The sequence below is a fragment of the Methylobacterium sp. ARG-1 genome (genome assembly GCF_001262595.1).
GTDB classification, from domain to species: Bacteria; Pseudomonadota; Alphaproteobacteria; order Rhizobiales; family Beijerinckiaceae; genus Methylobacterium; species Methylobacterium brachiatum.
In genome coordinates, this window is sequence record NZ_LHCD01000013.1 from 21065 (window position 1) to 47360 (window position 26296).

Consider the following 26296-nt stretch of genomic DNA (forward strand, 5'->3'; position numbering starts at 1 on the left):
ACATCCAGCAAGGGGGCAACGCGATGATCCCGATACGCGCCGACGAGGCCGTGGTCGAGCCGGTGAGCGTGGCGGAGCTGCGCGCCTATCTGCGGCTCGATTCCGACGACGGCGGAACCGAGGATGACTTGCTCGCGGCCCTGATCACCGCCGCCCGGGCCAGCCTCGAGATCGAGACGCGCCGGATCCTGGTGCCGGGCCGCTACCGGATCGCCCTCGATGCCTGGCCCGCGAACGGCCGGCTGGCCCTGCCGCTGAGCCCGCTCGTGACGCTGATCCGCGCCGGGCTGTCCGACACCAAGGGCGTCACCGCGCTCGACGCCGGCCTCGTCCGGCTCGGACCCGACCCGATCGAGGAACCGGGCCTGCTGATCGACCCCATGGTGCCGGACCCGGCCGGCCGGACGATCCTGATCGAGGTTGCGGCCGGGTTCGGGGGCGACGGGCCGCCGCTCCCGGCGCCGCTCCGGCTCGCGATCCTGCGGCTCGCCGCCGCCCGCTACGAGCATCGCGGCGACGAGCCGGATGCCGCCCGAACCGACGTCGCCGACCTCGCCGCCCCGTTCCGCCGGATGCGCCTGTGAGCCGGCTTCCCCTCCGATTGCGCCCGACCGGAGCTTCGCCGATGGCGACCAACCCGCATCATCCGCCGCTCGGCGCCCGGCGCCGCCGCTTCGTCCTCGAACGGCCCCTGGAGCAGCCCGACGGGTTCGGCGGCGTGCTGCGCCGCTACGTGGCCGGCCCGGTCCTGTGGGGCGCGATCGCCCCATCCGGCCTCGCTGACCGTCCGGAGGGCGGCCGGACCGACACGCTCCCAGCCTACCGGGTCACCCTGCGCGCCCGGGTCGCCCTCGACCCGACCATGCGGCTCGCCGCCGGCCCCCGCCGCTTCGCGATCCGCGCGGTCAGCGAGCCGGACGCGAAGGGCCGCGACCTAGTCTGCCATGTCGAGGAACTGACCCGGGAGAGCGCGTCGTGAGCGACCCGAGCCCGCTCCTGGCCCTGCGCGCCGGCCTGATCGCCCGCTTTTCCGGCGACGCTGCCCTCGCGGCCCTGCTCGGCGGCAAAGTCCGGCTCCATGACGAGCCACCCCGGGGCTCTCTGCCGGTCTACGCCTTGTTCGGCGAGGCCGAGATCGTGGACGATTCCGTCGACGGCGCCGAGCGCCATCGCCACAGCCACGCCATCGCGGTGATCGCGAAGCCTGGCTCGGTCCGCACCGCGCTCGACGCCGCCGAGCGCATGGCCGCGCTCCTCACGGACGCCGCCCTGCCGCTCCAGGGCTGCCGCCTCGTCACCCTGCGGGTGCGGGCGATCAAGGCGACCCGCGACGCCCGTACCGGCGAGGCCCGCGCCACCCTGACGCTTGAGGCCGTCACCGAAACCCAGTGAGAGGAGAGCCCGATGGGCGCACAGAAGGGCAAGGACCTGCTGCTCCGGGCCGGCGACGGCGCGGGCGGCTTCCTGGCGGTGGCGGGCCTGCGCACGCGGCAGATCACCCTCAACGCCGAGACTGTGGACGTCACCAACGCCGATTCCACCGGCCGCTGGCGCGAGCTGCTGGCCGGAGCCGGCGTGCGCCGGGCCGCGATCGCCGGCTCCGGTGTGTTTCGCAACCAGGCCTCGGACCTGCGGCTGCGGCTGATCTTCTTCGAGGGCGCGATCGAGACCTTCCAGGTGGTCGTGCCGGCCTTCGGGACCCTAGAGGGCCCGTTCCAGATCGCGAGCCTCGAATACCGGGGCGACCATGCCGGCGAGGTCACCTTCGACATCAGCCTCGACTCGGCGGGCGTGCTCGCCTTCACGGCGGCCTGAGCCATGGCCAACCGGATCCGCGGCGAGGTTCCGCTCCAGCTCGCCGGCCAGCGCTACACCCTGTGCCTGACGCTCGGCGCCCTCGCCGAGCTGGAAGGTGCGCTCCAGGTCGGCAACCTTGTCGGCCTGGCCGAGCGCTTCGACGGCGGCCGGGTCTCGGCCCGGGACCTGATCGCCCTGCTGGGCGCGGCTCTGCGCGGCGGCGGCCACGACCTCGACGACGATGCGGTCGCGCGCCTGCCCCTGGCCGGCGGCCTGGAGGCGGTCTCCACCGCACTCGGCGAAGTCCTCGCCGCCGCCTTTGGGGAGGCGCCGGGCCCCGCAAACCCTCGGTAGAGCCGGTGCCCGACGGTTCTGCGTCGGCGCCGGCCCGCCCTTCCGCCTTCCCCTGGGACGACGCCCTGGCGCTCGGCCTCGGCGCCCTCGGCTGGAGCCCGGCCGCCTTCTGGGCAGCCACGCCCCGCGAATTCGCCGCCGCCCTGGGTCGGCGACGCGGTCCGGATCCCCTGAGCCGCGACGCGTTCGAGCGCCTGCTCGCCGCCTATCCGGATCCGGGGCCGAGCGGCCGAGCCGCGTCGGGGCGCTGCCCCGACACCCCGCCAAAGGGCTGAGCCCTTTGGGATCCCGGGTTTCGCACCTGCCGAGACCCACCATGCAGGAGGGCCACGTGACGATCGACACTGATCCCGATCCGCAGGATGCCGCCCGGATCACGCAGCTGGAGACCCTCGACCGGCTCGCCACGAATTTCGGCCGCAGCCTGGATGCGGCGCTCACCCGGGGCGCCGCCTCGGGGCGCAGCCTCGACGGCGTGCTCGGCACGATCGGCAGCAAGCTCGCCGGTGCGGCGGCCCGGGCGGCCACCGGCCCGATCCGCTCCGGCATCACCGGCCTGGTCAACGCCGTGCTCGGGGCCGGCGCCGGCAGCGAGACCGGCTTCGCCCGGGGCGGGATGTTCCGGGGCGGCCGGGTCCAGCCTTTTGCCTCAGGCGGGGTGGTGGCCGCGCCGACCTATTTCCCGATGGCCGGCGGCACCGGCCTGATGGGCGAGGCCGGCCCCGAGGCGATCCTGCCACTCAACCGCGGCCCGGACGGCCGCCTCGGCGTTGCCGCGGGCGGCGCCGCAGCCCGGCCGGTCTCCGTCACGGTCAACATCGCCACCCCGGACCCCGGCGCCTTCCGCCGCTCGGAAGCTCAGGTGACGGCAAGTCTCGCCCGCGCGGTCGCGCGGGGGCAGCGGGCGACGTGAGCGCCCCTCACGCCGCCTTGCTGGCCGCCGCCTCGCGGGCCCGGCTGCGGCGTCCGTCGACGCTGACGGGGGCGACGCCCTCGATGGTGACGCGGCGGACCACCCGGGGCTGGTCGCCGTAATCGTCCACGGCCCGGTGGACGGTCGCCCGGTTGTCCCAGATCGCCACGTCGCCGAGCCGCCAGGACCAGCGCACCGTGTTCTCGGGCCGTGTGGCGTGGTCGGTGAAGATCGCGAGCAGGTGCTGCGAATCCGCGGTGGTGAGGCCGAGGATGCGCTGGATGAAATGCCCGACGATCAGCGAGCGCTCGCCCGTCTCCGGATGCACGTGCACCAGCGGGTGCTCGGTCTCGTAGACGGTCCGGGTGAACACCTCGTTGTAGCGCTGGCGGCCGGCCTCCGGGGCGTTCACGCGCCCGCCGACATAATCGTAGACGTTCGAATGCAGGGCCCAGAGCCGGTCGGCCAGCTCCCGCAGAGGCTCGGGCAGCTCCGCATAGGCCGCCGCCGTGTTGGCCCAGAGGGTGTCGCCGCCATAGGCCGGCAGGGTCACGGCCCGCAGGATCGAGATCGCCGGATAGGCCGGCACGAAGGTCACGTCCGTGTGCCAGGAGCTCGCCCGCTCGCCCCGGCTGCCGTCGAGGTCGAGGACGCCCGCGGTGCCGGCGAGCGACGGGACGGTCGGGTGCGGGACAAGGTCGCCGAGCCGCCGGCCGAACGCCTCCTGGCCCGCCTCGTCGAGATCCTGGTCGCGGAAGAACACGACCTTGTGGGTGACCAGCGCCTGGCGGATTGCCGCCACCGTCGCAGCGTCGAGATCGCCCGAGAGCGCGACGCCGCGGATCTCCGCGCCGATGCGGCCGGCGACCCGGCGAATGTCGAGAGTGGGGTGCAGCGGCTGCGGGACGGCGCTCATCGTAAGGCTCCTCGTTGGTTCGCCGACGACGCACGACTCTCCGGCAAGATCTTCTGAAATCTTCAGGAGATCAAGATCTTCGGAGGAGCGCCCGTCGTCTTCGATGATCTTCGCTCGGTCGCGGCCGGTTGTCGATGAACGGCGTTTCCGAAGTTTCGCCCATTCCGAAAAAACTCTTTCCGGCCGGCGGCGGCCGGGAGGACGTGCCTTCTCCGGCCGCTTCTCCGGGATCATTGCGCCATGGCAGACGCCTTCCACGAGGTGCTGTTTCCCCTCGACGTGTCGCTGCGCGGCAGCGGTGGCCCGCAGCGGCTCACCGAGATCGTCACGCTGGCCTCGGGGCGGGAGCACCGCAACGGCCGCTGGGCCGATTCCCGCCGCCGCTACGATGCCGGGTTCGGACTGCGCGGGCTCGATTCCCTCCACGCGGTGCTGGCCTTCTTCGAGGAGCGGCGCGGCCGGCTCTACGGCTTCCGCTACCGCGACCGGGTCGATTTCCGCTCCGGCCCGCCGGGCCGGGCGATCGGCTCCCTTGACCAGCCGCTCGGCACCGGCGACGGCGCCACCGCGACGTTCGCGCTGACTAAGACCTACGGCTCCGGCTTCGCGCCCTATCGCCGGCACATCGCCAAGCCGGTGGCGGGCAGCGTCCGGGTGGCGGTGGCGGGCCGGGAGGTCGGCGCCGACGCCTTCGCGTGCGACCCGGCCACCGGGCTCGTCACCTTCGCGGCCGGCCACGTCCCGCCCCAGGGCGCCCCCGTCACGGCGGGTTTCGCCTTCGACGTGCCGGTCCGCTTCGACACCGACGACCTCACCATCGACCTCGCCGCCTTCACGGCCGGCGAGATCCCGAAGGTGCCCCTCGTCGAGATCGTGCCGTGAGGATTGATGATGCGCGATATCCCAGACGCCTTCGCGGCCCATCTCGCGGGCGGCGTCACCACCCTGTGCCGCTGCTGGTCCCTGCGCCGGCGGGACGGGATTGCCCTCGGCTTCACCGACCATGACCGCGACCTGACCCTGGCGGCCCTTGTCCACGCCGCCCGCACCGGGCTGGAAGCCGCCGAGGCCGGCGCCGAATCCGGCTTCGCGGTCTCGGGCGGCGACGTGGCCGGGGCGCTGAGCTCCCTTGGGTTGACCGAGGCCGACATCGCCGGCGGCCTCTACGACGGCGCGACGGTGGAGACCTGGCTGGTCGACTGGACCAACCCGGAGACGCGCCTCCTGCTCGATGTCGGCACGATCGGCGAGGTGCGCCGGGAGGGCGACGCCTTCGTGGCGGAGCTGCGCGGCCTCGCTCACCGGCTCGGCGCCGAGCGCGGCCGGACCTTCCGGGCCACCTGCGGCGCTGATCTCGGCGACGGACGCTGTCGGGTCGACCTCGCCGCTTGGCGCACCACCGGCCGGGTCATCGGCCTGCCCGAACCCGCGACCCTGGGCGTGACCCTGGCGGGCGGCTTCGCGGACGGGCTGTTCACCGGCGGAACGCTCACCTGGACGGAGGGCGCCAATGCCGGGCTCAAGGCCGATGTGCGGCTCCAGCTCGGCACGCTCCTCGAATTGTGGACCCCACCGCCCCGGCCGCCGGCGGTGGGGGATGCGTTCAGCCTCACCGCCGGCTGCGACAAGCGGCTCGCCACCTGCCGGGACCGGTTCGCCAACGCGGTCAACTTCCAGGGCTTCCCGCACATGCCGGGCAACGATGCGGTGATGCGGGCGGTGCCGGGCTCGGAGCCGGTCCTCGACGGCGGGAGCCTGTTCCGATGAGCGCGATGCGGCGGGACATCGGCGTGGCGGCGCTTGGCGAGGCGCGGCTGTGGCTCGGCACACCCTACCGGCATCAGGCCTCCCTGCGCGGCGTCGGCTGCGACTGCCTCGGGCTGCTGCGCGGCGTCTGGCGTGGGCTCTACGGGACCGAGCCGGAGCCGGTGCCGCCCTACACCGCCACCTGGGCGGAATCCGCCGCCCCGGGCACCGACCCGCTCACCGCGGCGGCGACCCGTCACCTCATGCCGGTGGCCGGCGTGACACCCGGGCCCGGCGACGTGCTGCTCTTCGCCTTCCGGTCCCACCTCCCGGCCCGCCACTGCGCCATCGCCACCGGCGACGGCGCCATGATCCACGCCCACGACCACGCCGCCGTGGCCGAGGTGGCGCTCACCGCCTGGTGGCGGCGGCACCTGACGGGTTCGTTCCGGTTCCCGGAGGATCCTTACGGAGAGCCCGTCGCCACAGTGAGCTTGACGCCGAGGGCGCAAGTTGGCTCGTCATCGCCAGCGTAGCGAAGCGACCCAGTGAACCGCTACGGCCTGGGATCGCGCGCTGCACTGGGTCGCTTCGCTGCGCTCGCAATGACGGCGTGGGACGCGCCGCTGAGCGGTTCAATCGGTAGCCGTATCGGGTCGCGGCGCGCATCACGACCAGCGTGTCGATCGCGTCCGGAGGCCCTCGCACCACACGTCGACCAACCCCCACCCTGGAGCCCGCCATGGCCACCCTGATCCTGTCCTCGGCGGGCACGGCGGTCGGGACCGCTCTGGGCGGGCCGATCGGGGCCGTGGTGGGGCGCGTGCTCGGGGCGGCCGCGGGGGCGGGGCTCGACGGGATGCTGTCGGGCTCCGGGCGGCACACGCGGTTCGTCGAGGGACCGCGGCTCGCCGATGTCGCCGGCCTGTCCTCCACGGAGGGCGATCCCATCCCCCGGGTCTACGGGCGGGCGAAGATCGGCGGCAGCCTGATCTGGGCGACGCGGGCCCGGGAGGTCGCCAACACGACGGTGGAGCGCGCGGCCTCCGCCTCCAAGGGGGCGGGCGGGCAGAAGACCGTGCGCACCCGCTACGCCTATTTCGCCAACCTGGCGGTCGGGCTATGCGAGGGCGAGATCGCGATGGTCCGCCGGATCTGGGCGGACGGCAAGGAGATCGACCAGGTCGGGATCACCCTGCGGGTCCATACCGGCAGCCCAAACCAGGCGCCGGACCCGCTGATCGTCGCCAAGGAGGGGGCCGAGAACGCCCCGGCCTATCGCGGCCTCGCCTACGTGGTGTTCGAGAACCTGCCGCTCGCCGAGTTCGGCAACCGCGTGCCCCAGTTCGCCTTCGAGGTGGTCCGCCCGGTCAACGGCCTGTTCCACCGGATCCGCGCCGTTGACCTGATCCCCGGCGCCGGCGAGTTCGCCCTCGACCCGAGCCTCGTCACCGTCGATCTCGGCCTCGGCCGGACGCAGGCAGCCAACCGGCACCAGCTCCAGCGCACCACCGACGTCACCGCGTCCCTGGACGCCCTCCAGGCCCTATGCCCGAACCTGCGCCGGGTCGCCGTGGTGGCGACGTGGTTCGGCACCGACCTGCGCGCCGGATCCTGCCGGGTGGTGCCGAAGGTCGAGACCCGGGCCAAGCGCACCAAGCCGGAGGCCTGGAGCGTCGCCGGGATCACGCGCGACGAGGCCGAGGTCGTCTCGACCCTGCCGGACGGCACCCCCGCCTATGGCGGCACCCCGTCGGATGCCGGGTTGACCCGGCTGGTCGCGGACCTCGCGGCCCGCGGCCTGGAGGTGCTGCTCTACCCGTTCGTGATGATGGACGTGCCGGCCAATAACGGCCTGCCCGATCCGCGCGTGCCCGGTGCGACCCAGCCGCCCTATCCCTGGCGCGGGCGCATCACCTGCGATCCGGCCCCCGGCGTCTCTGGCAGCCCGGACGGCACCGCCGCGGCGGAGGCGCAGATCCAGAGTTTCTTCGGGAACGGCTATCGCGCGGAGGTGCTGCATTATGCCGGCCTCGCGGCGCAATGGGCGGCGCGCGGCGTGCGGATCGCCGGCTTCGTGATCGGCAGCGAGTTCGTCGGCCTCACCCGGGTGCGCGGCGCCGCCGGCTACCCGGCCGTACAGGCGTTCAAAAACCTCGCCGCGGAGCTGCGGTCCCGCTTGGGCACCGGCGTGACGCTCGTCTACGGAGCGGACTGGACCGAGTACGGCGCCCATGTCCGCGACGGCGGCGCCACGATCCGGTTCCCCTTGGACGACCTGTTCGCCGACCCGAATATCGGCGCGGTCGGGATCGACTGGTATCCGCCCCTCTCCGACTGGCGCGACACGCCGGACCATGCCGACCTCGCGGTCTCGGGCGACATCGCCGACCGCACCTACCTGAAGGCCCGCGGTGCCTCCGGCGAGGCCTACGACTGGTACTATGCCGACGCCGCCGGGCGCGACGCCCAGGCGCGCCTACCGATCCAGGACGGCGCCGACGGAAAGCCCTGGGTCTTCCGGCCCAAGGACCTGATCGGCTGGTGGTCGAACCCGCATGTCGAGCGCGACGGCGGCGTCGAGACCCGGGCCACCGCCTGGGTGCCGAAGGCCAAGCCGATCTGGCTCACCGAGGTCGGGGTGCCGGCGGTGGACAAGGGCACGAACGGCCCCAACGTCTTCCCCGATCCGAAATCCGCCGAGGGCGCCTACCCGCCGCATTCCCGGGCCCTGCGCGACGAGCTGATCCAGCTGCGGGGTGTCGAGGCTGTGATCACCCGGTTCGATCCGGCCGCGGCGGGGTTTTCGGACGCCGACAACCCGGTCTCACCGGTCTATGGCGGCCGGATGGTCGATCCGGGATCGATCTTCGTCTGGTCCTGGGATGCGCGGCCCTATCCGGCCTTCCCGGCCGTCCAGACGGTCTGGGCCGACACCGCCAACTGGCAGGTCGGTCACTGGATCACGGGACGGATCGAGGGCTGCGACCTCGACCTGTTGGTCCTGAAAATCCTGGCCGATTTCGGCTTCGATGCGCCGGTCGCCGTGGAGGCCGCCGCCTTCCTCGACGGCTACGTCCTCGACCGGCCGCTCTCGGCGCGCGCCGCCCTGGAGACCCTGGCGCAGGTCTACGGCCTCGACGTCTCGGCGGTGGCCGGCTCCCTGCACCTGCGCGGGCCCCGCCGCGACCGGCCGGTGGTACTGGCGGAAGGCGATCTGGTCCGGCTGTCGCAGGACAGACCGGTCCTGCGCCAGGTCCGGGCCGAGGAGAGCGCCCTGCCGCGCGCAATCGAACTCGGTCTGACCGAGTCCGAGAGCCCGGATTACCGCCGCGCCGCGGCCGCCGCGATCCGCCCGGTGGGCGAGCGGCGGCGCGAGACCCGGATCGAGGCGGCGATCGTCACCCGCCGGGAGACCGGCGACGATCTCGCCGAGGCGATGCTCGACCGGGTCATCGCCGCCCGGGACAGCGCGGTCTTCACCCTGAGCCCGCGCCGCGTCGAGCTGGAGCCCGGCGACCTGCTGGCGGTGCCGGCCGAGGTGCCGGGCGGGACGGTTTTGCGCAAGATCGACCGGATCGACGACGCCCCCACCGGGCGGCGGATCGAGGCGAGCGGCGTGCCGCCCCGGGGCGGCACCCCGCGCGGCCTGCCCCGCAGCACCGCCCTGCCGGTTGGGGCGACGCCGGCCTTCCCGGGGCCGCCCTTCGCCGTGGTGCTCGACCTGCCGGTGGATCGCGGCAGCCCGACGGTGCTGCAATACCTCGCGGTGGCGGCCGAGCCCTGGCCCGGGGCGGCGGCCATCTGGCGGGCGGAAGGCGGAGGCCCCTTCGCCCTCCACGGCCTCGTCGATTACCCGGCCTGCCTCGGCCGGACCCTCACGGACCTGCCGGCCGGGCCGCTCTGGCGGCTGCAGCGGGGCGTTCCGCTCGACGTCACCCTGCGCCGAGGCGGGGGCCTCGGCTCCATCGGCGAGGCCGCGATGCTGGGCGGCGGCAACCTGTTTGCGCTGATCGGGCCGGACGGCGCCGTGGAGCTGTTCTCTGCCGCCAGCGCGGTGCTGATCGGCCCCGACGCCTATCGTCTCTCGGGGTTTTTGCGCGGGCTCGCCGGCAGCGAGGCCCAGGCGGGACGGGTGACCCCGGCGGGCAGCCTGATCGTGCGGCTTGACGACGGCGCGGTGGTGCCCCTGGTCGAGCGTCTGGACGAGGTCGGCCGGGGCTTCCGCTACCGGGTCGGCCCGGCCGCTCGGGACCCGGGCGATCCCGCCGTCACGGAGTTTTCCGCCACGGCCGGGCTCGCGGCTTTGCGTCCCCTGCGGCCGGTCCATCTGCGGGCGCGCCGGGACGCGTCCGGCCTGCGCCTCTCCTGGATCCGCCGGGCGCGCCGGGACGGCGACGCCTGGGAGCCCGCCGAGATCTCGCTGGACGAGCCGGAGGCCTACGCGGTCACGGTCTATTCCAATGCCGGCACGCCCCTGCGCACGATCCGGGCCGAGGCGCAGCAGCTCCTCTACGCCAACGAGGCGGCTGATTTCGGCGGTCCCCAGACCAGCCTCGACGTGGCCGTGGCGCAGATCGGCGCGGTAACGGGCCCCGGCCCGGCCACCCGCGCGCGCATTCCCGTTCGCTCGGCCTGATCTCGTCCCGCACCGAAGCCCTCACCGTCATTGCGAGCGCAGCGAAGAAACCCAGGGACGCGCCACGCTCCGCGATCGCGCGCCGCACTCGGTCGCTTCGCTGCGCTTGCGATGGCGGCATTGCACCCCCCGGAGCCCCCATGACCGACGCCACGCCCCGCCTCGGCTTGCCGCTGATTGCGGCGAGCCAGGCCCAGAAGCACGTCACCCACAACGAGGCGCTCGGCCTCCTCGACGCCCTGGTCCAGCTCGCCTGCCTGGACAAGGACCTCACCGCGCCGCCCCAGAACCCCGCCGATGGCGACCGCTATCTCGTGGTCGCGTCGAATCCGGGGGGCGCCTGGGCCGGGCTCGCCGGCCAGGTGGTGCGCTACGTCGACGGGGTCTGGATCGGCGCCGTGCCCCGGGCCGGCTGGTTCGCCTACCTGATCGACGAGGCCGACCTCTACGTGTTCGACGGGACCGCCTGGGGCAGTTTCCGCCGGACGCTTACGGCGATCCAGAGCGTCAGCCGGCTCGGCATCAACACCGGGGCGGATGCCACCAACCGCCTCGCGGTAAAGTCGGACGCGGCCCTGCTCACCTGGGACGACGCGACGCCGGGCTCCGGCGACATGCGGATGTCGGTCAACAAGCAGGCCGCGTCCCGGGATGCCGGCCTGATCCTCCAGACCGGCTATTCCGCCCGCGCCCTGCTGGGCCTGCTCGGCAGCGACGACTTCTCCCTGAAGGTCTCGCCGGACGGGTCCGCCTTCGCCACCGCGCTCACCGCCTCCGCGGCGAAGGGCGGGATCGATTTCGCCTCCACGGAGACCGTGCTGGCCTCGGCGGCGACCACGGATCTTGGCGGCACCGTCACGCGGCGCGTGCTGGTGACCGGCACGGCCCGGATCACCCGGTTCGGCACCGGCGCCGACCGGGAGCGGCTCCTGCGCTTCGCCGGCCCCGCGACCCTGGTCCACGATCCCGAGCAACTCGCCCTGCCGACCCGGGCCGACATCGTCACGGCCGCCGACGACACCTGCCTGGCCACCTCGGATGGCGCCGGCCGCTGGCGCGTGCGCCACTACCAGCGCGCCGATGGCACCCCTCTGGCGCTCGGCACGCAGGCGCTGGATCCGACCGGCTACGCCCGGCTCGCCAACGGCCTCATCCTGCAATGGGGGCTCGCCACCAGCACGGACGCGGATGTCTTCGTGTTGTTCGCGCCGGCCTTCCCCAGCGCCTGCCTGGGCGTCTGGACGCAGCCGATCGCCCGGGATGCCGGGACACTCTACGCCAGCCAGGTCAGCGACGTGAGCGCCACCGGCTTCACCCTCCACAACCGCCGCACGACCGGCGGCACGGTGACCGGCGCCGGGAGTGTTCAAACGTACTGGCTGGGATTGGGGTCTTGAGGGGGCTCAGTCCGGAGGGGGGATGTAGCCCCCCTGAGCTCCCTCCGTGTCATTCCGGGGCGCCGCAAGCGAGCCCGGAATCCAGATACGCCGGGGGTTGCAAGGGCCTCATATGTCGGCGTGTCTGGATTCCGGGTTCCGCTACGCGGCCCCGGAATGACAAGGTGCTGAAAAGGTCGCCGCTTTGCAGCTTCATTGACCCGGCACCTCACGATCCGCCAAAGCCGCCAGCATCACCGGCTCGATCGCTGCGTAGCCGGCGGCGTTGAGGTGGATGCCGTCTTCGGTGAATTCCGGCCTGAGCGCCCCCGAACTCGTGGCGAGCGGCGCGTGGTAGTCGATAAGCGCCGCGGCGCTGACGGCGCAATGGGCGCGGATCCAGCGATTCAGGGCGTCGATGCGCGCCACCGGCCGCAGCTCCGGGCGCCACCCCCAGAAGTCGCTCGGCATCACGGTGCCGATCCAGAGCGGTAGCCCGGCCTCGAAGGCCAGCCGCGCCATGGCGGCGATGTTGTCTCGGATCGCCCCGTCCGAGGCCGGGCCGCCGATCTCGGCGATGTCGTTGATCCCGCACAGCAAATGAACGCCCCGGGCGCCGGCCGCGTCCCGCAGGAACCGGGCGCGGATCTGCCCGCTCGTCTGGCCCGGCACGCCCTGGGCGATGAAGCCGTGCCGGGCAAACGTCTCGGCCCGGGCGAGGCCCCAGCCGGCGGTGATCGAATCGCCGATGAACACCAGCGGCCGGTCCTGTCCGTGTCCCACGTGTCCCCCGTCCGTGTCGCGCGGACCCTGCCCGGAGAAGACCCATGCCCGCAACCACCGGTCCGGCCCGGGGGCCGGGCGACGCCTTCGCGGCCGGGTGCCGGAGCCTCGGGCCGCGCCTCATGCGCGATCTCGGGCTCACCGACTTCCAGGCCGCCGGCCTCCTCGGCAATCTCGGCCACGAGAGCGGCGGCTTCCGCAAGCTCCAGGAGGTCGCCCCGGTGGTAGCCGGGTCCCGGGGCGGCTGGGGGCTGGCGCAATGGACCGGTCCCCGGCGCGTCGCCATGGAGGCGTGGTGCCGGGCGCATGCCTGCGATCCCGCATCCCTCGATGCGCAGTACCGCTACCTCTGCGTGGAGCTGCGCACCACCGAGGCGGCCGCGCTCGCCGCCCTGCGCCAGGCCCCGACCCTGGAGGCCGCCACCGAGACCGTGTGCCGGCTCTTCGAGCGGCCGGGGGTGATCGCGCTGGCGAGCCGGCTGGACTGGGCCCGCCGGGCGCTCGCGGCCCTGCGCGACCGCGCCGCGCCGCCCATCCCCGAATCCCGAGCCGGCCGGGTCCGCCGTGCGCGCAACACCGGAGATCGATCATGACGCAGCTCTTCCGTACCGGGCTGGCGCTCGCTAGCGCCGCGATCCCGTTCGTCGCCCTGGTCTCCCCGGCGCTGGCCGGGGCGCCCGCGGGCACTGTGGCGATCCCCTGGGGCGACTGGCTGGTCGGCCTGCTGCAGCCGGTCTCGGCCGTGCTGGTGCCGATCGCCGCCGCAGCCGTGACGGCCGGTGTCGCCCGGGTCGCGCCCTGGGCGGCCTCGCTCCTGACCCGGGAGCGGGTCGAGGCCGCGATCCGGGCCGGGGCCGAGTACGGCCAGAACGCCGTGGCCGGCGCCGCCCGGGGCCGGACCGTGAGCGTTGATCTTGGCTCCGCCGTGGTCGCGGCCGGCGCCCGGCACGTCCTGGCCACCGCGCCGGCGCACGTCGTCCGGCAGGCCGGCGGTGCCGAGGGCGTCGCGGCCCGGATCTTCCGGGCCCTGCCGCTCGACCCGCAGGCCAGCGTCGGCAACGTCCTGACCCCGGCGCTGGCGGCGCTGCGCGCGGGGGATGAGCAGCGGGGCTAGCGGCCCGACCCGCCACGGTTCGCGGTAAGCATCTGAAGCTCATCGCTTTTCCCCTCACTTTTGCGGGGAGGGGCAGGGGGGTGGTACTGGATCGGGCGCAGCGGTGCCTTCTCCACGACCCCCACCTCCAGCTCCTCCCCGCAAGGGGGAGGAGAGCGCGTCGCGTCTTGCATGGAGCGAGGTGCGACCATCGTCGGCCGGGGGCAGAACACTATGACCACCGCCCGTCACCCCGCGCGCCATCCGCCGGACCCCGGCGACCAGGCGCGCACCATCCGGTTTCCGCCCTTCTGGCACGCCTACGTGGCGCGCCAGACCGAGCCGCGGCTCGCCGTCCTGGACGAGCTCGTGGATGCCCATGTCGAGCGGCGGGTGCTGCGCCGCTATCTCCGGCGCCTCAAGCACGCGATCCTGTTCGCCTTCGTCACCGCGGCGGCGGGTGCGCACTGGTTCTCGGACCAGATCGCCTGGCTCACCGAGCGCATGCCCGCCCTGCGGGCGTTCTGGACCCTGATCACGGGAGGCCCGCGATGAGCCCGCATTGGAACCGGATCCTCGACCGAGGCTGGCTGGCCCTCTCCGGGGCGGCCGCGCTCGCGATCACGCTTCAGCTGGGGTCGCAACTCGGGGCGCGACCCTGGTCGATCGATGCCGTCCTGGCCGCGCACGCGGCTGCACCGGCATACCCGGACCCGCCGGAGCCCGCGCCCGGATGCCGGCACGCGCGCTAGATCCGGGGCTGCCGGGGTTGCGTCACCGCCTGTGCAGCGTGGCCCGGCCGGTGGAACCCGAAAAGCCTGTCGGCCGTAGAGCCCGCACGATGCCGTCCGCGATCAAACAGCTCATGCTTCCCCGAGGCAGCCAGCCGGCCGATCGCGCGTCGTCGCGCCTACAGCTACGTATTCAGGGCGCATTCAGTGCCCTCGGCGCAAATCTTCTGGCAATGCGCTACGCCATCACCCTCGTTGCCATCAGCCTGACCGCCGCGGCGCTTGCCGCTAGCGGCCTCGGCTCCATGGCCGATGACGGGCCGGCCCCGCAGCCGGCCCAGATGGCGGATCCGACGCCCCTGCGAATCGAGACTTGCCTATCGCCGGCCGACATGCGCGAGGAGGTGGGCGAGCGCCGGGTGATCGCCCCGGTGGCGGCGATCCGGGCGGCCCGCACCGTGATCCCCCGGGCCGAGATCCAGCGCGCCAGCCTGTGTCGCCACGAGGACGGCCTCGTCTACATGCTGACCGCCTTGCGCCGGGACGGGCATTTCGTGCACGTGATCGTGGATGCCCGCACCGGCAAGGTCTCGGGCCAATACTGATCGGGCTTCACACCCGCAGTGGAATGGAGTGAGCCGTGCGACTGCTCGTCGTGGAGGATGACCGGGACATCAACCGGCAGGTGGTCGCGGCGCTGGAAGAGGCCGGCTACGTCGCCGACAAGGCCTACGACGGCGAGGAGGGCGGCTATCTCGGCGAGAGCGAGCCCTACGACGCGATCATCCTCGATATGGGCCTGCCCAAGGCCGACGGCGTCTCGGTGCTGCAGAAGTGGCGCCGGGCCGGGGTGAAGACCCCCGTGATCATCCTCACCGCCCGGGACCGCTGGTCCGACAAGGTCGACGGCTTCGATGCCGGCGCCGACGATTACGTGACCAAGCCGTTCCACATGGAGGAGCTGATGGCCCGGGTCCGGGCGCTCCTGCGCCGGGCGGCCGGCCACGCCTCGAGCCAGATCGCCTGCGGCCCCGTCACCCTCGACACCCGGTCCGGCAAGGTGTTCGTCGACGGCGCCCAGGTGAAGCTCACCAGCCACGAATACCGGCTGCTCTCCTACCTGATGCACCATACCGGCCGGGTGGTCTCCCGGGCCGAGCTGACCGAGCACCTCTACGACCAGGATTTCGACCGGGATTCGAACACCATCGAGGTGTTCGTCGGGCGGCTGCGCAAGAAGCTCGCCGTGGACCTGATCCAGACCGTGCGCGGGCTGGGCTACCTCGTGGATCCGAACCAGCCTCCGGCGCGGGTGTGACGAGCTTGGCCACCGGTGGCACGCTGCCGGCCGTGTTCATGCGCGGCGGCACCAGCAAGGCGCTGATGCTGCGCCGGCAGGACGTGACCGGGGCCATCGCCGCCTGGGAGCCCGCCTTCCTCTCCGCCATGGACAGCCCCGATCCGTTCGGGCGCCAGCTCAACGGCATGGGCGGGGGCGTGTCCTCGGTCTCGAAGATCTGCATCGTCGAGCCCTCGACTCGGCCGGATGCCGACGTCGACTACACCTTCGTGCAGGTGGTGGTCCGCGAGGGGCGGATCGACCTATCCGGCAATTGCGGCAACATGCTCTCGGCGGTGGGTCCCTTCGCGGTGGACGAGGGGCTCGTGGCGGTCGCCGATGGCCCGGTGTGCCTGCGGATCTTCAACACCAATACGCGCAAGCGCATCGAGGCCGGCTTCGAGGTCCGGGGCGGCCGCGCCGTCTATCGCGGCGACCTGGCGATCCCCGGCGTCACCGGCACCGGCGCGCCGATCCGCCTCGATTTCGTCGATCCGGGCGGCGCCACCACCACCGGAAGGCTGCTGCCCACCGGCGCCGTCCGGCAGATCCTCGACGTGCCGGGGCTCGGCCCGATCGAGGTCTCGCTGGTGGATGCGGCCAATGCCTGCGTGTTCGTCCGCGCCGCCGATCTGGGCCTGACCGGCACCGAATTGCCCGCCGCCCTTGAGGCGGTGCCCGGCCTCCTCGACCGGCTGGCGCGGATCCGCCTTGCCGCCTCCGTGGCGATGGGCATCGCCCCCGATCCCGAAGCCGCAGCGCGGATCGTCCACGTCCCCTTCGTCGGCCTGGTCGCGCCGCCCCAGGATTCGTCCAGCCTGTCCGGGGCGGCGATCCGCGCCCCGGACGTCGACCTGACCGCCCGGGTGATTTCGAACGGCGTGCCGCACCAGGCCCTGCCGCTCACCGCCACCCTGTGCCTCGCGGTGGCCGCGCGGATCGCGGGCAGCCTGGTCCACGAGGCCGCCCGCGCCGCCGGCGACGCGGCGCTCCGGGTCGGCATGCCCTCGGGCATCCTCACCGCCGCCGCCACCGTGGCGCGGGACGGCACGGGATGGCGGGCGGAGCGGGGCTCGTTCTTCCGCACCGCGCGGCCGCTGATGCGGGGCACGGTGTTCTATGATGCGGTGACGCCGGGGTGAGTGCGGTTGTCCCGATGAAAACCCTGATCGGTCTCTTCTCCCTGCGCCGCCGCTCGATCGCGGTGCGGCTGGCCGTGTCGGCGTTCCTGTCGAGTTCGGCGATCCTGCTGATCGCGGCCTGGATCCTCACGACGCTGTACCGGGAGAACACCGAGCGCGCCTTCGACAGCCGGCTCCTGGTCTTCACCAACAACCTCGCCACCGACCTCGTCTCGCCCAACGATCCCGAGAGCCGGACCTTCTCGCTGGGCGATCCGCGCTTCGACCTGCCCCTGTCCGGCTGGTACTGGCAGGTCGGCAAGCCCGACGCGAAGCCCCGGGACCTGCGCACCTCCCGCTCACTGGTCGGCGTGCCGCTGGGGCCGGCCACCGATTCCGACGGCAAGGTCGGGGTCGGGCAGATCCGCCAGGGCTATGGCAAGGCCCAGGACGGGCGGCTGCTGCGCATCATGGAGCGCGACGTCGATCTGGGTGAGGAGGGTCGCTACACGGTCCGGGTGGCCGGCCCCGCCGACGAGATCGTCAACGACGTCGACCGGTTCCGGAACTCGCTGACCATCACGTTCGGGCTGCTCGGCCTGTCGCTGGCGATCACCACCCTGCTGCAGATCCGGTTCGGCTTGGCGCCCCTGAAGAAGATGCGCGCCGCGCTCGGTGCCGTGCGCCGCGGCGAGGCCGACCGCATCACCGGCACCTATCCGCGCGACATCGCCCCGCTCACCGGCGAGGTGAACCTCCTGATCGAGACCAACCGGGAGATCCTGGAGCGCGCCCGCACCCAGGTCGGCAACCTCGCCCACGCCCTCAAGACGCCGCTCTCGATCATCGTCAACGAGGTCGGCGCCTCGGACGCCCCGGAGGAGCTCGCCCAGAAGATCCGCGAGCAGGCGGCGGTGATGCGCGACCAGGTGAATTACCACCTCGACCGCGCCCGCGCGGCCGCGCTCGCCGGCACTTTGGGCACCTCCACGGAGGTCGAGCCGGCCCTGGCCGGCCTCGTTCGGACCTTCGGCAAGATCTACAGGGACAAGGATATCGCCTACGATGTCCACGTTCCTCCAGGCCTGCGCTTCCGGGGTGAGCGCCAGGATTTCGAGGAGATGGTCGGCAACCTCGTCGACAACGCCTCGAAATGGGCCCACGGCCGGGTGGCGATTCGGGCCGAGGCGGTGGCCAAGCACGATTATCCCCACCTCGTCGTCGCCATCGAGGATGACGGCCCGGGCCTGCCCCCGGAGGCCCGCCAGGCCGTGCTCGGCCGCGGCCGGCGCCTGGATGAATCGAAGCCCGGCTCGGGCCTCGGCCTGTCCATTGTGGCCGATCTCGCCGCTCTCTATCGGGGCCGCTTCACCTTGGAACAGGCGAGCCTCGGCGGCCTGCGGGCGGTCCTCGAAGTGCCGGGCGATGCACCGGTGGGGGCCGCCAGCCACTGATCGAAGGCGGGTTTTCCCGCCGCGGGACGCGGCTTCATGGTCCGGTTCCGCCCCTTGTCATCGTTCGGGAGTTGCGTGACACCGTGCCGCCGCCGGGGGCCGTCGTGGCATTTCGCGGCCGGCTCCACACGGCGTGGTGACATGCGGGTCGGTCGGGCCCGCTGGCGAAGGTTCGATGACGGCGATCTGGTTCATCCTGGCGGGCATGACCGCAGCGACCGTGCTCGGCCTGCTCTGGCCGATGTCGCGACGCACGGCCGTTCCCGCCGGTGAAAGCGGCGCCTCCAGCGTCGATACCGAGACCGCGTTCTACGAGGACCAGATCGCCGAGATCGCGCGCGATCTGGAGCGCGGCCTCATCGCGCCGGACGAGGCCGAGACCGCCCGCGCCGAGGCGGCCCGCCGCCTGCTGCGGGCGAGCCGCGACGCCCGGCGCGACGCGGAGGATGCCGATGCCGACGAGGCCGCGCGCCCGGCCGAGCCGCGGCTGCGCCGGCGCCGGGCGGCCTCTGCCTTCGCGCTGTCCACGATCCCGCTGGTCGCGCTGATCGCCTACGGCCTTTACGGCTCGCCGGAACTGCCGGCGCAGACCGATGCCGACCGGCAGGCCGCTCGCGGCGGTACCGAGGACCTGATGAAGGCGGTCGGGCAGATCGAGGCGCGCCTCGCCCGCGACCCGAACGATGCCCGCGGCTGGGCCGTGCTCGCCCCGGTCTATATGCGTACCGGCCGGTTCGACGACGCGGCCCGCGCCTTCGCCAACATCGCCCGCCTGAAGGGCGAGAGCGCCGACACCCTGGCCGATTGGGGCGAGGCCCTGACGGCGGCAGGCGAAGGCACCGTCTCACCCGAGGCCAAGGCCCTGTTCGAGAAGGCGCAGGCCAAGGATCAGAACGCGGCCAAACCCCGCTTCTATCTCGCGCGCGCCGCCGAGCAGGCCGGCGATACCGGCGAGGCGATCCGCCAGCTCAGCGCCCTGGAGGCTGCGAGCCCCGCCGACGCGCCCTGGCTCGGGCTGGTCCGGCAGAACCTCGCCCGGCTCAAGGGCGAGCCGGCGCCGGCCGCGGTGCCTCCGGCCCCCCAGAAACTTCCGGCCGAGCAGCAGGCGGCGATCCGCGGCATGGTCGACGGGCTCGATGCCCGGCTCAAGACCGGGGGCGGCACGCCGGATGAATGGCTGCGGCTCACCCGCTCCCGGGCGGTGCTCGGCGAGCGCGATCAGGCGATCGATGCCCTGGCGCGTGCCCGGGTGGCGCTGGCCGGCGACCCGCAGGGGCTCGCCCAGGTCGAGGCCGGCGCCCGCATCCTCGGGCTCGATCCCAGTGCTCCGGCCCAACCGGCGGCCCCCGGGCCCATGGCGGGTCCCGCGCCCCGCTCCGACACCGAATCGGCCGCCGCGGCCATGCAGGCGATGTCGCCGGCCGAGCGCGACGTGGCGATCCGCGGCATGGTCGACGGCCTCGACCGGCGTCTCACGGCCCGGGGCGGCACGCCGGACGAGTGGCTGCGGCTCGTGCGCTCCTACAGCGCACTCGGCGAGCGCGACCAGGCGATCAAGGCCCTCGACCGCGCCCGGATGGCGCTGGCGACCAATGCCGAGGCGGTGAGCCGGCTCGACGGCCTCGCCCGGGAGCTCGATCTGGCCCCGAGATCCAATCCCTGACGGTCGCGGCCGTTGTTCGTACGACAATCGGTCCTGCCCGACGCCCTTGACCGGCGCGGCTGCCGGGCCGACACCCTGCAAGGCTAGAATGAGAACGGTTTAGGTCTGCTCGGGCCCAGACCCGTCGGATCCCGGGGTGGAAGAGTCGTGACGCGTAAGAGCCGCCGCCTGATCCTGATCGCCGCCTGCGGCAGCGTCCTGGCGCTCGCCGTGGGGCTGATCCTGTTCGCCATGAGCGGCTCGATCGTGTTCTTCCGCTCGCCCACCGATATCGCCCAGCAAGGCATCGCCCCCGGCACCCGCATGCGGCTCGGCGGGTTGGTGAAGGACGGCTCGCTCCGGCGCGGGCCCGACCAGACGGTGGATTTCGCCGTCACCGACACCAACGCTACCGTCGAGGTCCAGTACAAGGGCCTGCTGCCCGACCTGTTCCGCGAGGGCCAGGGCGTCGTGGCCGAGGGCATGCTGGAGCCGGGCGGCCGGTTCCGGGCCGACACCGTTCTCGCCAAGCACGACGAATCGTACATGCCCCGCGAGGTCGCCGACGCCCTAAAGGCGCAGGGGCGCTGGCAGGAGGGGGGCGACAAGGGCGCGCCTAAGGCCGGGCCGAAGCCCGTCACCGCCTCCAACGGCGGGACCCTCGGCCCCCGCAGCGAGCGGTAAGGAATCCGGCATGATCGTCGAGACCGGCCATTTCGCGCTCGCGCTCGCGCTGGCGATCTCCCTCGTCCAGATGGTGATGCCGGTATGGGCGGCGCGCTCGGGCGACCCGGCGCTGCGCCAGGCCGCTTCGCAGGCCGCGCTCGGCGCCTTCGCCTGCGTGCTGTTCGCCTTCGCGGCGCTCACCTGGGCGCACGTCACCTCGGACTTCTCGGTCCAGAACGTCGTCGAGAACTCGCACACCCAGAAGCCGCTGATCTACAAGCTCTCCGGCGTCTGGGGGAACCATGAGGGCTCGATGCTCCTCTGGGTCCTGATTCTGACCCTGTTCGGCGCCTGCGTGGCGGTGGCCCGGAACTCCGTGCCGCCGCGGCTGCGGGCCAACACGCTCGGCGTGCAGGGCTTGATCACCTTCGTGTTCGTGCTGTTCATCATCACGACCTCGAATCCGTTCAGCCGCGTGGTCCCGGCTCCGCTCGAAGGCAACGACCTCAACCCGCTGCTGCAGGATGTCGGGTTGGCGATCCATCCGCCGCTCCTGTACGTCGGCTATGTCGGCTTCTCGATCAGCTTCGCCTTCGCGGTCGCCGCCCTGATCGACGGGCGGATCGACGCGGTCTGGGCGCGGGCCGTGCGGCCCTGGACGCTGGTCGCCTGGTCGTTCCTGACGCTCGGCATCGCGATGGGCTCGTACTGGGCCTATTACGAGCTCGGCTGGGGCGGCTGGTGGTTCTGGGATCCGGTGGAGAACGCCTCCCTGATGCCCTGGATCGCCGGCACGGCTCTGCTGCACTCCACCGTGGTGATGGAGAAGCGCGACGCCCTGAAGGTGTGGACGGTGCTGCTCGCCATCCTGACCTTCTCCCTGTCGCTGATCGGCACCTTCCTAGTCCGCTCTGGGGTGATCACCTCGGTCCATTCCTTCGCCACCGACCCGACCCGCGGCGTCTTCATCCTGGCGATCCTGATCCTGTTCATCGGCGGCTCGCTGACGCTGTTCGCCTGGCGGGCGCCGCTGCTGCGGCAGGGCGGCCTGTTCGCGCCGATCTCCCGGGAGGGCTCCCTCGTCCTCAACAACCTGTTCCTCGTGGCCGCCTGCGCCACGGTGCTGGTGGGCACGCTCTATCCGCTGCTGCTGGAGATGCTGACCGGCGAGAAGATCACGGTCGGCCCGCCCTTCTTCAACGCGACCTTCATCCCCCTGGCGATCCCGCTCCTGCTGATCGTCCCGTTCGGCCAGGCGCTCGCCTGGAAGCGGGGCGACGTGCTCGCCGCCTCGCAGCGCCTGTTCGCGGCGCTCGCCGTCGCCCTGGTGGTCGGCTTCGCGGTCCTGGCCCTGACCTGGGGCGGCCCCGTGATGGCGCCGCTCGGGATCGGGCTCGGCGCCTACCTGCTGATCGGCTCGGCCCTGGAGATCGTCTCCCGGGCCCGGGGCTTCGGCTCCAGCCGGACGCGCGACCTCGGTCAGATCGGGCGCCGGGCCATCGGCCTGCCGCGCTCGGCCTGGGGCACCGCGCTCGCCCATGCCGGTGTCGGCGTGGTGGTGATCGGCATCGCCGCGCAAGGCTGGGCCACCGAGGGGCTGGCGACGCTCAAGCCCGGCCAGACTCTCTCCACCGGCCCCTACACGGCGACCCTCGACCGGGTCGCGCCCCGGGCCGGCCCGAACTACGAGGAGGCTGCGGCCTTCCTGACGATCCGCACCCGCTCCGGCGACGAGGTCGGCCGGGTCGAGACCGGCAAGCGGTTCTACCCGAGCCGCAAGATGTCGGTGACCGAGTCGGGCCTGCTGACCATCGGGGCGAGCCAGGTCTATGCCAGCCTCGGCGAGATTGGCCAGGACGGCGGCGTCGGCCTTCGCCTCTACTACAAGCCGCTGGTGCTGATGATCTGGCTCGGTGCCGTGGTCATGGCGCTAGGTGGCGGGCTGTCGCTCACCGACCGCCGGATGCGCGTCGGCGTCCCGGCCAAGGCCCGGGCGCGGGCCATGCCCAGCGCGGCCGCGGTGCCAGCCGAGTGATGGCGCGGGGGCTCGCAACAGGCGCGGACGGCGCCGACGCTCTCCCTGCACCTTCGTTGGGCTGCGGGGTTCTCGTGTCTCCGGTCGAGGCGCAGGTTCCCTCTCCCGTGTGGGAGAGGGGCGCCGTCGCGTTCAATGTTAGCCGATCTGCGAGTCCCGCAGAGGGGGGAAGGTCGGCGCGTGGCTGCCTCGCCTTCGCGCTCCTCGCCGCCCTCGCGTTCACTACCCCCGCCCACGCCGTCCAGCCCGACGAGGTGCTGAAGGATCCGGTGCTGGAGCATCGGGCCCGGGAGATCTCGTCGGAGCTGCGCTGCCTCGTCTGCCAGAACCAGTCGATCGACGATTCCGACGCGCCGCTCGCCAAGGACCTGCGCCTGATCGTCCGCGAGCGGCTGCAGAAGGGCGACAGCGATCCGGCAGTGCTGCGCTACGTCGTGGACCGCTACGGCGAGTTCGTGCTGCTGCGGCCGGTCTTCGCCCTCCACACCCTGCTGCTGTGGCTGACCCCGATCCTGGCGGTCCTGCTCGGCGGGTTCGGGATCTGGCGCCTCGCCCGCCGCCGGTCGGCCGCGCCGGTCCGGACCCTCTCGGCGGCCGAGGAGGCGGAGGTCGCCGCGCTGCTGCGACGGGAGTAGTATCCGCGGCGCTGCATGCGCCCGGATCGATTCGGCACGAGTCTTGGATCCGGCAAACCTGATCGCATGATCGGCGCCGCGCCCGGGGTTCAAGACGATGGATGCCGCCACGCTCACCATCTCCAGCCGGAATTACTCGTCCTGGTCCCTGCGGGGCTGGTTGATCTGCCGCATGGCCGGGCTCGCCTTCGACACCGAGGTTCTGTCGGGCACGGATGCCACCAGCCGGGCCGAGCTGCTGCACCTCTCGCCGTCCTTCCTGGTGCCGCGCTTGCGCCACGGCGACGTGGTGGTCTGGGATACTCTCGCCATCGCCGAGTATCTCGGCGAGATCTTCCCGGAGGCGGGCCTGCTGCCTTGCGACGTCGCCGAGCGCGCCCATTGCCGCTCCATCGCGGGCGAGATGCATTCGGGCTTCGTCAACCTGCGCTCGGCCCTGCCGATGAACCTGCGCGCCTTCCATCCGGGTTTCCGGGTGTTCAACGGTGCCCGGGCCGATATCGAGCGTATCGTCACGATCTTCGACGATTGCCTGGACCGCTATGACGGCCCGTTCCTGTTCGGTCCGCGTCCGACGCTGGCCGACGCGCTCTATGCCCCCGTCTGCACCCGGTTCCGCACCTACGATGTGGCACTGCCGCCCCGGGCGGCCGCCTACCGGGACACGATCCTGCATTGGGCGCCCATGGTCGAATGGGCCGAGGCCGCCGCCGATGAGCCGGACGAGATCGAAGAACTGGACATGGAATTCTGAGGCGCCGTCTGCCCGCTTGGATGCAATTTCGTGCATGGCACAAATCGATGTTGCGGTGCACGCAAGATTTTCTCGCCGCAGCCGTGCATCGGAAACGAATGATTCGAGAAAGACTTATCGCGGTTTGTAGCCGCGACCATCGCGCGGGTGACAGTTCGACAGGGATCCTTTGTCAGGCCACCGGACTGCGCGATTGATGGGGTTCGGCATTTCTGTTCCACTTCGCTTTAGAAAAGGAACAGACTGGGCTGGAAACCATGGCGCGTCACGAGCCCTGGAGCGCGGAACGCGCCTCCGGGATCATTGCAGAACATACCCATCTCGAAGGCGCGACGCTGCCGATCCTGCACGCGCTGCAGGCGACCTTCGGCTACGTCGATGGCGGCGCCGTGCCGCTCATCGCGGACGCGCTGAACCTGTCGCGCGCCGAGGTGCATGGCTGCATCACCTTCTACCATGACTTCCGCGCCCACCCGGCCGGCCGCCACGAGGTGAAGCTGTGCCGGGCCGAGGCCTGCCAGGCCATGGGTTCGGACAAGATCCACCGCGAGATCCTCGGCCGCCTCGGCTGCGGCTGGCACGAGACCACTGCCGACGGCAGCGCCACGGTCGAGCCGGTCTACTGCCTCGGCCTCTGCGCCAACGGCCCTGCGGCCCTCATCGACGGCGAGCCGGTCGCCCATCTGACCGCCGATTCCCTCGACGAGGCGCTGGCCGAAACCAAGCGGGAGACCCGCCAGTGAGCGTCACCCTCTACGTCCCCCGGGACGCCGTGGCTCTGGGCCTCGGCGCCAACAAGGTCGCCCGGGCCCTGTTCGCCGGCGCCGAGCGCCGCGGCCTCGATGTCACCATCGTGCGTACTGGCTCGCGCGGCCTGTTCTGGCTCGAGCCGATGGTGGAGGTCGCCACGCCGGAGGGCCGGGTCGCCTATGGTCCGGTCAAGGTCTCGGATGTCGACGCGCTGCTCGATGCCGGCCTGACCACCGGCGGCGAGCATGCCCTGCGCCTCGGCGATCCGGAAAAAATTCCGTTCCTGGCCCGCCAGCAGCGCCTGACCTTCCACCGCTGCGGCGTGGTCGATCCGGTCTCGGTGATCGATTACCGCGCCCATGGCGGCTATCGCGGGCTCGAGGCCGCACTGAAGCTCGACGCGGAAGGCATCGTCGCGGCGGTGCGCGATTCCGGCCTGCGCGGGCGCGGCGGCGCCGGCTTCCCGGCCGGCATCAAGTGGAACACGGTGATGCTCGCCAAGGGCGAGCAGAAATATGTCGTCTGCAACGCCGACGAGGGCGATTCCGGCACCTTCGCCGACCGGATGATGATGGAGGGCGACCCCTTCAACCTCATCGAGGGCATGACCATCGCGGGCGTCGCCACCGGTGCGACCCGCGGCTACATCTACCTGCGCTCGGAATACCCGCAGGCCTTCGCCACCCTGAAGGAAGCGATCGCCAACGGCATCCAGGCGGGTGTCCTGGGCGACGACATCCTCGGCTCGGGCAAGACCTTCCACCTGGAGGTCCGTCTCGGGGCCGGCGCCTATATCTGCGGCGAGGAGACCTCGCTGCTGGAGAGCCTGGAGGGCAAGCGCGGCATCGTGCGGGCCAAGCCGCCGATCCCGGCGCTCAAGGGTTTTCTCGGCAAGCCGACCCTGGTTAACAACGTCATGACCTTCACGGCGGTGCCGTGGATCCTGGAGCACGGCGCCAAGGCCTATGCTGATTACGGCATGGGTCGCTCGCTCGGCACCCTGCCGATCCAGCTTGCCGGCAATATCAAGCATGGCGGCCTGATCGAGCTCGCCTTCGGGGTGACCCTCCGCGAGGTGATCGAGGATTACGGCGGCGGCACCCGATCGGGCCGTCCGGTGCGGGCCGTGCAGGTGGGCGGCCCGCTCGGGGCCTATTTCCCCGATCACCTGCTCGATACGCCCCTCGATTACGAGGCGATGGCGGCGCAGAAAGGCCTCGTCGGCCATGGCGGCATCGTGGTGTTCGACGACACCGTCGACATGGCCGCCCAGGCGCGCTTCGCCTTCGAGTTCTGCGCCACCGAATCGTGCGGCAAGTGCACCCCCTGCCGCATCGGCGCGACCCGTGGGGTCGAGACCATGGACAAGGTCATCGCCGGCATCCTGCCGGAGACGAACCTGAAGCTGATCGAGGACCTCTGCGAGGTCATGACCGATGGGTCGCTCTGCGCCATGGGCGGGCTCACGCCCATGCCCGTGATGAGCGCGATCACCCATTTCCCGGAAGATTTCAGGCGCGCCGGCGATCTGCCGGTCGCGGCCGAGTGAGGA

28 protein-coding genes and 1 pseudogene are annotated in these 26296 nt (G+C 72.3%); 27 read left to right on the forward strand and 2 right to left on the reverse strand.

The features are described 5' to 3' along the window. The first annotated feature begins 23 nt into the window (after positions 1-23). The 7 genes from AKJ13_RS13920 (at position 24) to AKJ13_RS13950 (ending at position 3064) form a co-directional block, all read left to right on the forward strand. Complete coding sequence (locus AKJ13_RS13920; RefSeq protein ID WP_050733881.1) at positions 24-584, forward strand: hypothetical protein; 561 nt, start codon at positions 24-26, stop codon at positions 582-584. A gap of 41 nt (positions 585-625) precedes the next feature. After that, a complete protein-coding gene (locus AKJ13_RS13925; protein ID WP_050733882.1) occupies positions 626-979 on the forward strand; it encodes a head-tail adaptor protein in 354 nt (117 codons plus the stop codon). Next, entirely contained in the window at positions 976-1392 is a 417-nt protein-coding gene (locus tag AKJ13_RS13930; RefSeq protein WP_050733883.1) for a DUF3168 domain-containing protein, read from the forward strand. Before AKJ13_RS13925 ends, AKJ13_RS13930 begins: the two co-directional genes overlap by 4 nt. A 12-nt stretch (positions 1393-1404) precedes the next feature. After that, the gene (locus AKJ13_RS13935; RefSeq protein WP_050733884.1) at positions 1405-1815 is read left to right on the forward strand and encodes a phage major tail protein, TP901-1 family; all 411 of its coding nucleotides are present in this window, start codon (positions 1405-1407) and stop codon (positions 1813-1815) included. A 3-nt stretch (positions 1816-1818) separates the two neighbouring features. Next, positions 1819-2151: a gene transfer agent family protein gene (locus tag AKJ13_RS13940; protein WP_050733885.1), complete on the forward strand. Its 333-nt coding sequence runs from the start codon at positions 1819-1821 to the stop codon at positions 2149-2151. 5 nt (positions 2152-2156) lie between these two features. Then, positions 2157-2426 (forward strand): phage tail assembly chaperone, encoded by a 270-nt coding sequence (locus AKJ13_RS13945; RefSeq protein ID WP_050733886.1) that lies wholly within the window; start codon positions 2157-2159, stop codon positions 2424-2426. Between the two features lie 62 nt (positions 2427-2488). Then, the gene (locus tag AKJ13_RS13950; protein ID WP_244471606.1) at positions 2489-3064 is read left to right on the forward strand and encodes a phage tail tape measure protein; all 576 of its coding nucleotides are present in this window, start codon (positions 2489-2491) and stop codon (positions 3062-3064) included. Between the two features lie 7 nt (positions 3065-3071). Here the strand turns inward: AKJ13_RS13950 and AKJ13_RS13955 are convergent, their stop codons facing one another. Then, positions 3072-3980, reverse strand: coding sequence for a TauD/TfdA family dioxygenase (locus tag AKJ13_RS13955; protein ID WP_050733888.1), 909 nt, complete (start codon positions 3978-3980; stop codon positions 3072-3074). 240 nt (positions 3981-4220) lie between these two features. Here AKJ13_RS13955 and AKJ13_RS13960 point away from each other — a divergent pair, with 240 nt between their 5' ends. From AKJ13_RS13960 to AKJ13_RS13980, 5 genes are all read left to right on the forward strand, one after another. Beyond that, the gene (locus tag AKJ13_RS13960) at positions 4221-4862 is read left to right on the forward strand and encodes a DUF2460 domain-containing protein (RefSeq protein WP_050733889.1); all 642 of its coding nucleotides are present in this window, start codon (positions 4221-4223) and stop codon (positions 4860-4862) included. 9 nt (positions 4863-4871) lie between these two features. Beyond that, positions 4872-5747 carry a DUF2163 domain-containing protein gene (locus AKJ13_RS13965; RefSeq protein ID WP_050733968.1) on the forward strand — a complete coding sequence of 292 codons (876 nt, stop codon included), beginning with the start codon at positions 4872-4874 and terminating at the stop codon, positions 5745-5747. Continuing rightward, positions 5744-6262 carry an NlpC/P60 family protein gene (locus tag AKJ13_RS13970; RefSeq protein WP_050733890.1) on the forward strand — a complete coding sequence of 173 codons (519 nt, stop codon included), beginning with the start codon at positions 5744-5746 and terminating at the stop codon, positions 6260-6262. The genes AKJ13_RS13965 and AKJ13_RS13970 overlap by 4 nt, the downstream gene beginning before the upstream one ends. 206 nt (positions 6263-6468) lie before the next feature. Further along, positions 6469-10365 (forward strand): glycoside hydrolase/phage tail family protein, encoded by a 3897-nt coding sequence (locus AKJ13_RS13975; RefSeq protein ID WP_050733891.1) that lies wholly within the window; start codon positions 6469-6471, stop codon positions 10363-10365. Positions 10366-10505: 140 nt separating this feature from the next. Next, positions 10506-11762 (forward strand): DUF2793 domain-containing protein, encoded by a 1257-nt coding sequence (locus tag AKJ13_RS13980; protein ID WP_050733892.1) that lies wholly within the window; start codon positions 10506-10508, stop codon positions 11760-11762. Between the two features lie 192 nt (positions 11763-11954). Here the strand turns inward: AKJ13_RS13980 and AKJ13_RS13985 are convergent, their stop codons facing one another. Continuing rightward, positions 11955-12524 carry a GDSL-type esterase/lipase family protein gene (locus AKJ13_RS13985; RefSeq protein ID WP_244471601.1) on the reverse strand — a complete coding sequence of 190 codons (570 nt, stop codon included), beginning with the start codon at positions 12522-12524 and terminating at the stop codon, positions 11955-11957. A gap of 44 nt (positions 12525-12568) precedes the next feature. Between AKJ13_RS13985 and AKJ13_RS13990 the strand changes: the two genes are divergently transcribed. The 15 genes and pseudogenes from AKJ13_RS13990 (at position 12569) to AKJ13_RS14060 (ending at position 26293) form a co-directional block, all read left to right on the forward strand. Continuing rightward, the gene (locus AKJ13_RS13990) at positions 12569-13117 is read left to right on the forward strand and encodes a phage tail tip lysozyme (protein WP_050733894.1); all 549 of its coding nucleotides are present in this window, start codon (positions 12569-12571) and stop codon (positions 13115-13117) included. After that, positions 13114-13638, forward strand: a complete 525-nt coding sequence (locus tag AKJ13_RS13995) for a hypothetical protein (RefSeq protein ID WP_050733895.1) — start codon at positions 13114-13116, stop codon at positions 13636-13638. Before AKJ13_RS13990 ends, AKJ13_RS13995 begins: the two co-directional genes overlap by 4 nt. A 213-nt stretch (positions 13639-13851) precedes the next feature. Then, complete coding sequence (locus tag AKJ13_RS14000) at positions 13852-14172, forward strand: hypothetical protein (protein ID WP_050733969.1); 321 nt, start codon at positions 13852-13854, stop codon at positions 14170-14172. Beyond that, positions 14169-14369 (forward strand): hypothetical protein, encoded by a 201-nt coding sequence (locus AKJ13_RS14005; RefSeq protein WP_050733896.1) that lies wholly within the window; start codon positions 14169-14171, stop codon positions 14367-14369. The genes AKJ13_RS14000 and AKJ13_RS14005 overlap by 4 nt, the downstream gene beginning before the upstream one ends. A 212-nt stretch (positions 14370-14581) precedes the next feature. Further along, positions 14582-14953: a PepSY domain-containing protein gene (locus tag AKJ13_RS14010; RefSeq protein ID WP_050733897.1), complete on the forward strand. Its 372-nt coding sequence runs from the start codon at positions 14582-14584 to the stop codon at positions 14951-14953. Between the two features lie 35 nt (positions 14954-14988). After that, a complete protein-coding gene (locus tag AKJ13_RS14015; RefSeq protein ID WP_007565778.1) occupies positions 14989-15666 on the forward strand; it encodes a response regulator transcription factor in 678 nt (225 codons plus the stop codon). Next, on the forward strand, positions 15663-16829 hold the full coding sequence (locus AKJ13_RS14020) for a PrpF domain-containing protein (protein WP_082316952.1): 1167 nt from the start codon (positions 15663-15665) through the stop codon (positions 16827-16829). The genes AKJ13_RS14015 and AKJ13_RS14020 overlap by 4 nt, the downstream gene beginning before the upstream one ends. A 14-nt stretch (positions 16830-16843) precedes the next feature. Beyond that, a complete protein-coding gene (locus AKJ13_RS14025; protein ID WP_007565774.1) occupies positions 16844-18262 on the forward strand; it encodes a sensor histidine kinase in 1419 nt (472 codons plus the stop codon). Positions 18263-18437: 175 nt separating this feature from the next. Then, positions 18438-19925, forward strand: coding sequence for a c-type cytochrome biogenesis protein CcmI (ccmI, locus tag AKJ13_RS14030; RefSeq protein WP_050733898.1), 1488 nt, complete (start codon positions 18438-18440; stop codon positions 19923-19925). A gap of 147 nt (positions 19926-20072) precedes the next feature. After that, a complete protein-coding gene (gene ccmE / locus AKJ13_RS14035; protein WP_050733899.1) occupies positions 20073-20588 on the forward strand; it encodes a cytochrome c maturation protein CcmE in 516 nt (171 codons plus the stop codon). 10 nt (positions 20589-20598) lie between these two features. Continuing rightward, positions 20599-22605, forward strand: a complete 2007-nt coding sequence (locus AKJ13_RS14040) for a heme lyase CcmF/NrfE family subunit (RefSeq protein ID WP_050733900.1) — start codon at positions 20599-20601, stop codon at positions 22603-22605. 200 nt (positions 22606-22805) lie between these two features. Then, positions 22806-23240, forward strand: a pseudogene (locus AKJ13_RS14045) (cytochrome c-type biogenesis protein); the annotation flags it as partial. Between the two features lie 97 nt (positions 23241-23337). Further along, on the forward strand, positions 23338-23994 hold the full coding sequence (locus tag AKJ13_RS14050; protein WP_050733902.1) for a glutathione S-transferase family protein: 657 nt from the start codon (positions 23338-23340) through the stop codon (positions 23992-23994). Between the two features lie 257 nt (positions 23995-24251). Then, entirely contained in the window at positions 24252-24737 is a 486-nt protein-coding gene (locus AKJ13_RS14055; protein WP_007565762.1) for a formate dehydrogenase subunit gamma, read from the forward strand. Further along, a complete protein-coding gene (locus AKJ13_RS14060; protein WP_050733903.1) occupies positions 24734-26293 on the forward strand; it encodes a formate dehydrogenase beta subunit in 1560 nt (519 codons plus the stop codon). The genes AKJ13_RS14055 and AKJ13_RS14060 overlap by 4 nt, the downstream gene beginning before the upstream one ends. The last annotated feature ends 3 nt before the right edge of the window (positions 26294-26296 follow it).

Excerpts from the sequence above, each read along its gene's own strand:
- AKJ13_RS13920 (WP_050733881.1), top strand. The coding sequence starts at position 24 with ATGATCCCGATACGCGCCGACGAGGCCGTGGTCGAGCCGGTGAGCGTG.
- AKJ13_RS13925 (WP_050733882.1), top strand. The coding sequence starts at position 626 with ATGGCGACCAACCCGCATCATCCGCCGCTCGGCGCCCGGCGCCGCCGC.
- AKJ13_RS13935 (WP_050733884.1), top strand. The coding sequence starts at position 1,405 with ATGGGCGCACAGAAGGGCAAGGACCTGCTGCTCCGGGCCGGCGACGGC.
- AKJ13_RS13940 (WP_050733885.1), top strand. The coding sequence starts at position 1,819 with ATGGCCAACCGGATCCGCGGCGAGGTTCCGCTCCAGCTCGCCGGCCAG.
- AKJ13_RS13955 (WP_050733888.1), bottom strand. The coding sequence starts at position 3,980 with ATGAGCGCCGTCCCGCAGCCGCTGCACCCCACTCTCGACATTCGCCGG.
- AKJ13_RS13960 (WP_050733889.1), top strand. The coding sequence starts at position 4,221 with ATGGCAGACGCCTTCCACGAGGTGCTGTTTCCCCTCGACGTGTCGCTG.
- AKJ13_RS13965 (WP_050733968.1), top strand. The coding sequence starts at position 4,872 with ATGCGCGATATCCCAGACGCCTTCGCGGCCCATCTCGCGGGCGGCGTC.
- AKJ13_RS13970 (WP_050733890.1), top strand. The coding sequence starts at position 5,744 with ATGAGCGCGATGCGGCGGGACATCGGCGTGGCGGCGCTTGGCGAGGCG.
- AKJ13_RS13975 (WP_050733891.1), top strand. The coding sequence starts at position 6,469 with ATGGCCACCCTGATCCTGTCCTCGGCGGGCACGGCGGTCGGGACCGCT.
- AKJ13_RS13980 (WP_050733892.1), top strand. The coding sequence starts at position 10,506 with ATGACCGACGCCACGCCCCGCCTCGGCTTGCCGCTGATTGCGGCGAGC.
- AKJ13_RS13990 (WP_050733894.1), top strand. The coding sequence starts at position 12,569 with ATGCCCGCAACCACCGGTCCGGCCCGGGGGCCGGGCGACGCCTTCGCG.
- AKJ13_RS13995 (WP_050733895.1), top strand. The coding sequence starts at position 13,114 with ATGACGCAGCTCTTCCGTACCGGGCTGGCGCTCGCTAGCGCCGCGATC.
- AKJ13_RS14000 (WP_050733969.1), top strand. The coding sequence starts at position 13,852 with ATGACCACCGCCCGTCACCCCGCGCGCCATCCGCCGGACCCCGGCGAC.
- AKJ13_RS14005 (WP_050733896.1), top strand. The coding sequence starts at position 14,169 with ATGAGCCCGCATTGGAACCGGATCCTCGACCGAGGCTGGCTGGCCCTC.
- AKJ13_RS14010 (WP_050733897.1), top strand. The coding sequence starts at position 14,582 with ATGCGCTACGCCATCACCCTCGTTGCCATCAGCCTGACCGCCGCGGCG.
- AKJ13_RS14025 (WP_007565774.1), top strand. The coding sequence starts at position 16,844 with ATGAAAACCCTGATCGGTCTCTTCTCCCTGCGCCGCCGCTCGATCGCG.
- ccmI (WP_050733898.1), top strand. The coding sequence starts at position 18,438 with ATGACGGCGATCTGGTTCATCCTGGCGGGCATGACCGCAGCGACCGTG.
- AKJ13_RS14040 (WP_050733900.1), top strand. The coding sequence starts at position 20,599 with ATGATCGTCGAGACCGGCCATTTCGCGCTCGCGCTCGCGCTGGCGATC.
- AKJ13_RS14050 (WP_050733902.1), top strand. The coding sequence starts at position 23,338 with ATGGATGCCGCCACGCTCACCATCTCCAGCCGGAATTACTCGTCCTGG.
- AKJ13_RS14055 (WP_007565762.1), top strand. The coding sequence starts at position 24,252 with ATGGCGCGTCACGAGCCCTGGAGCGCGGAACGCGCCTCCGGGATCATT.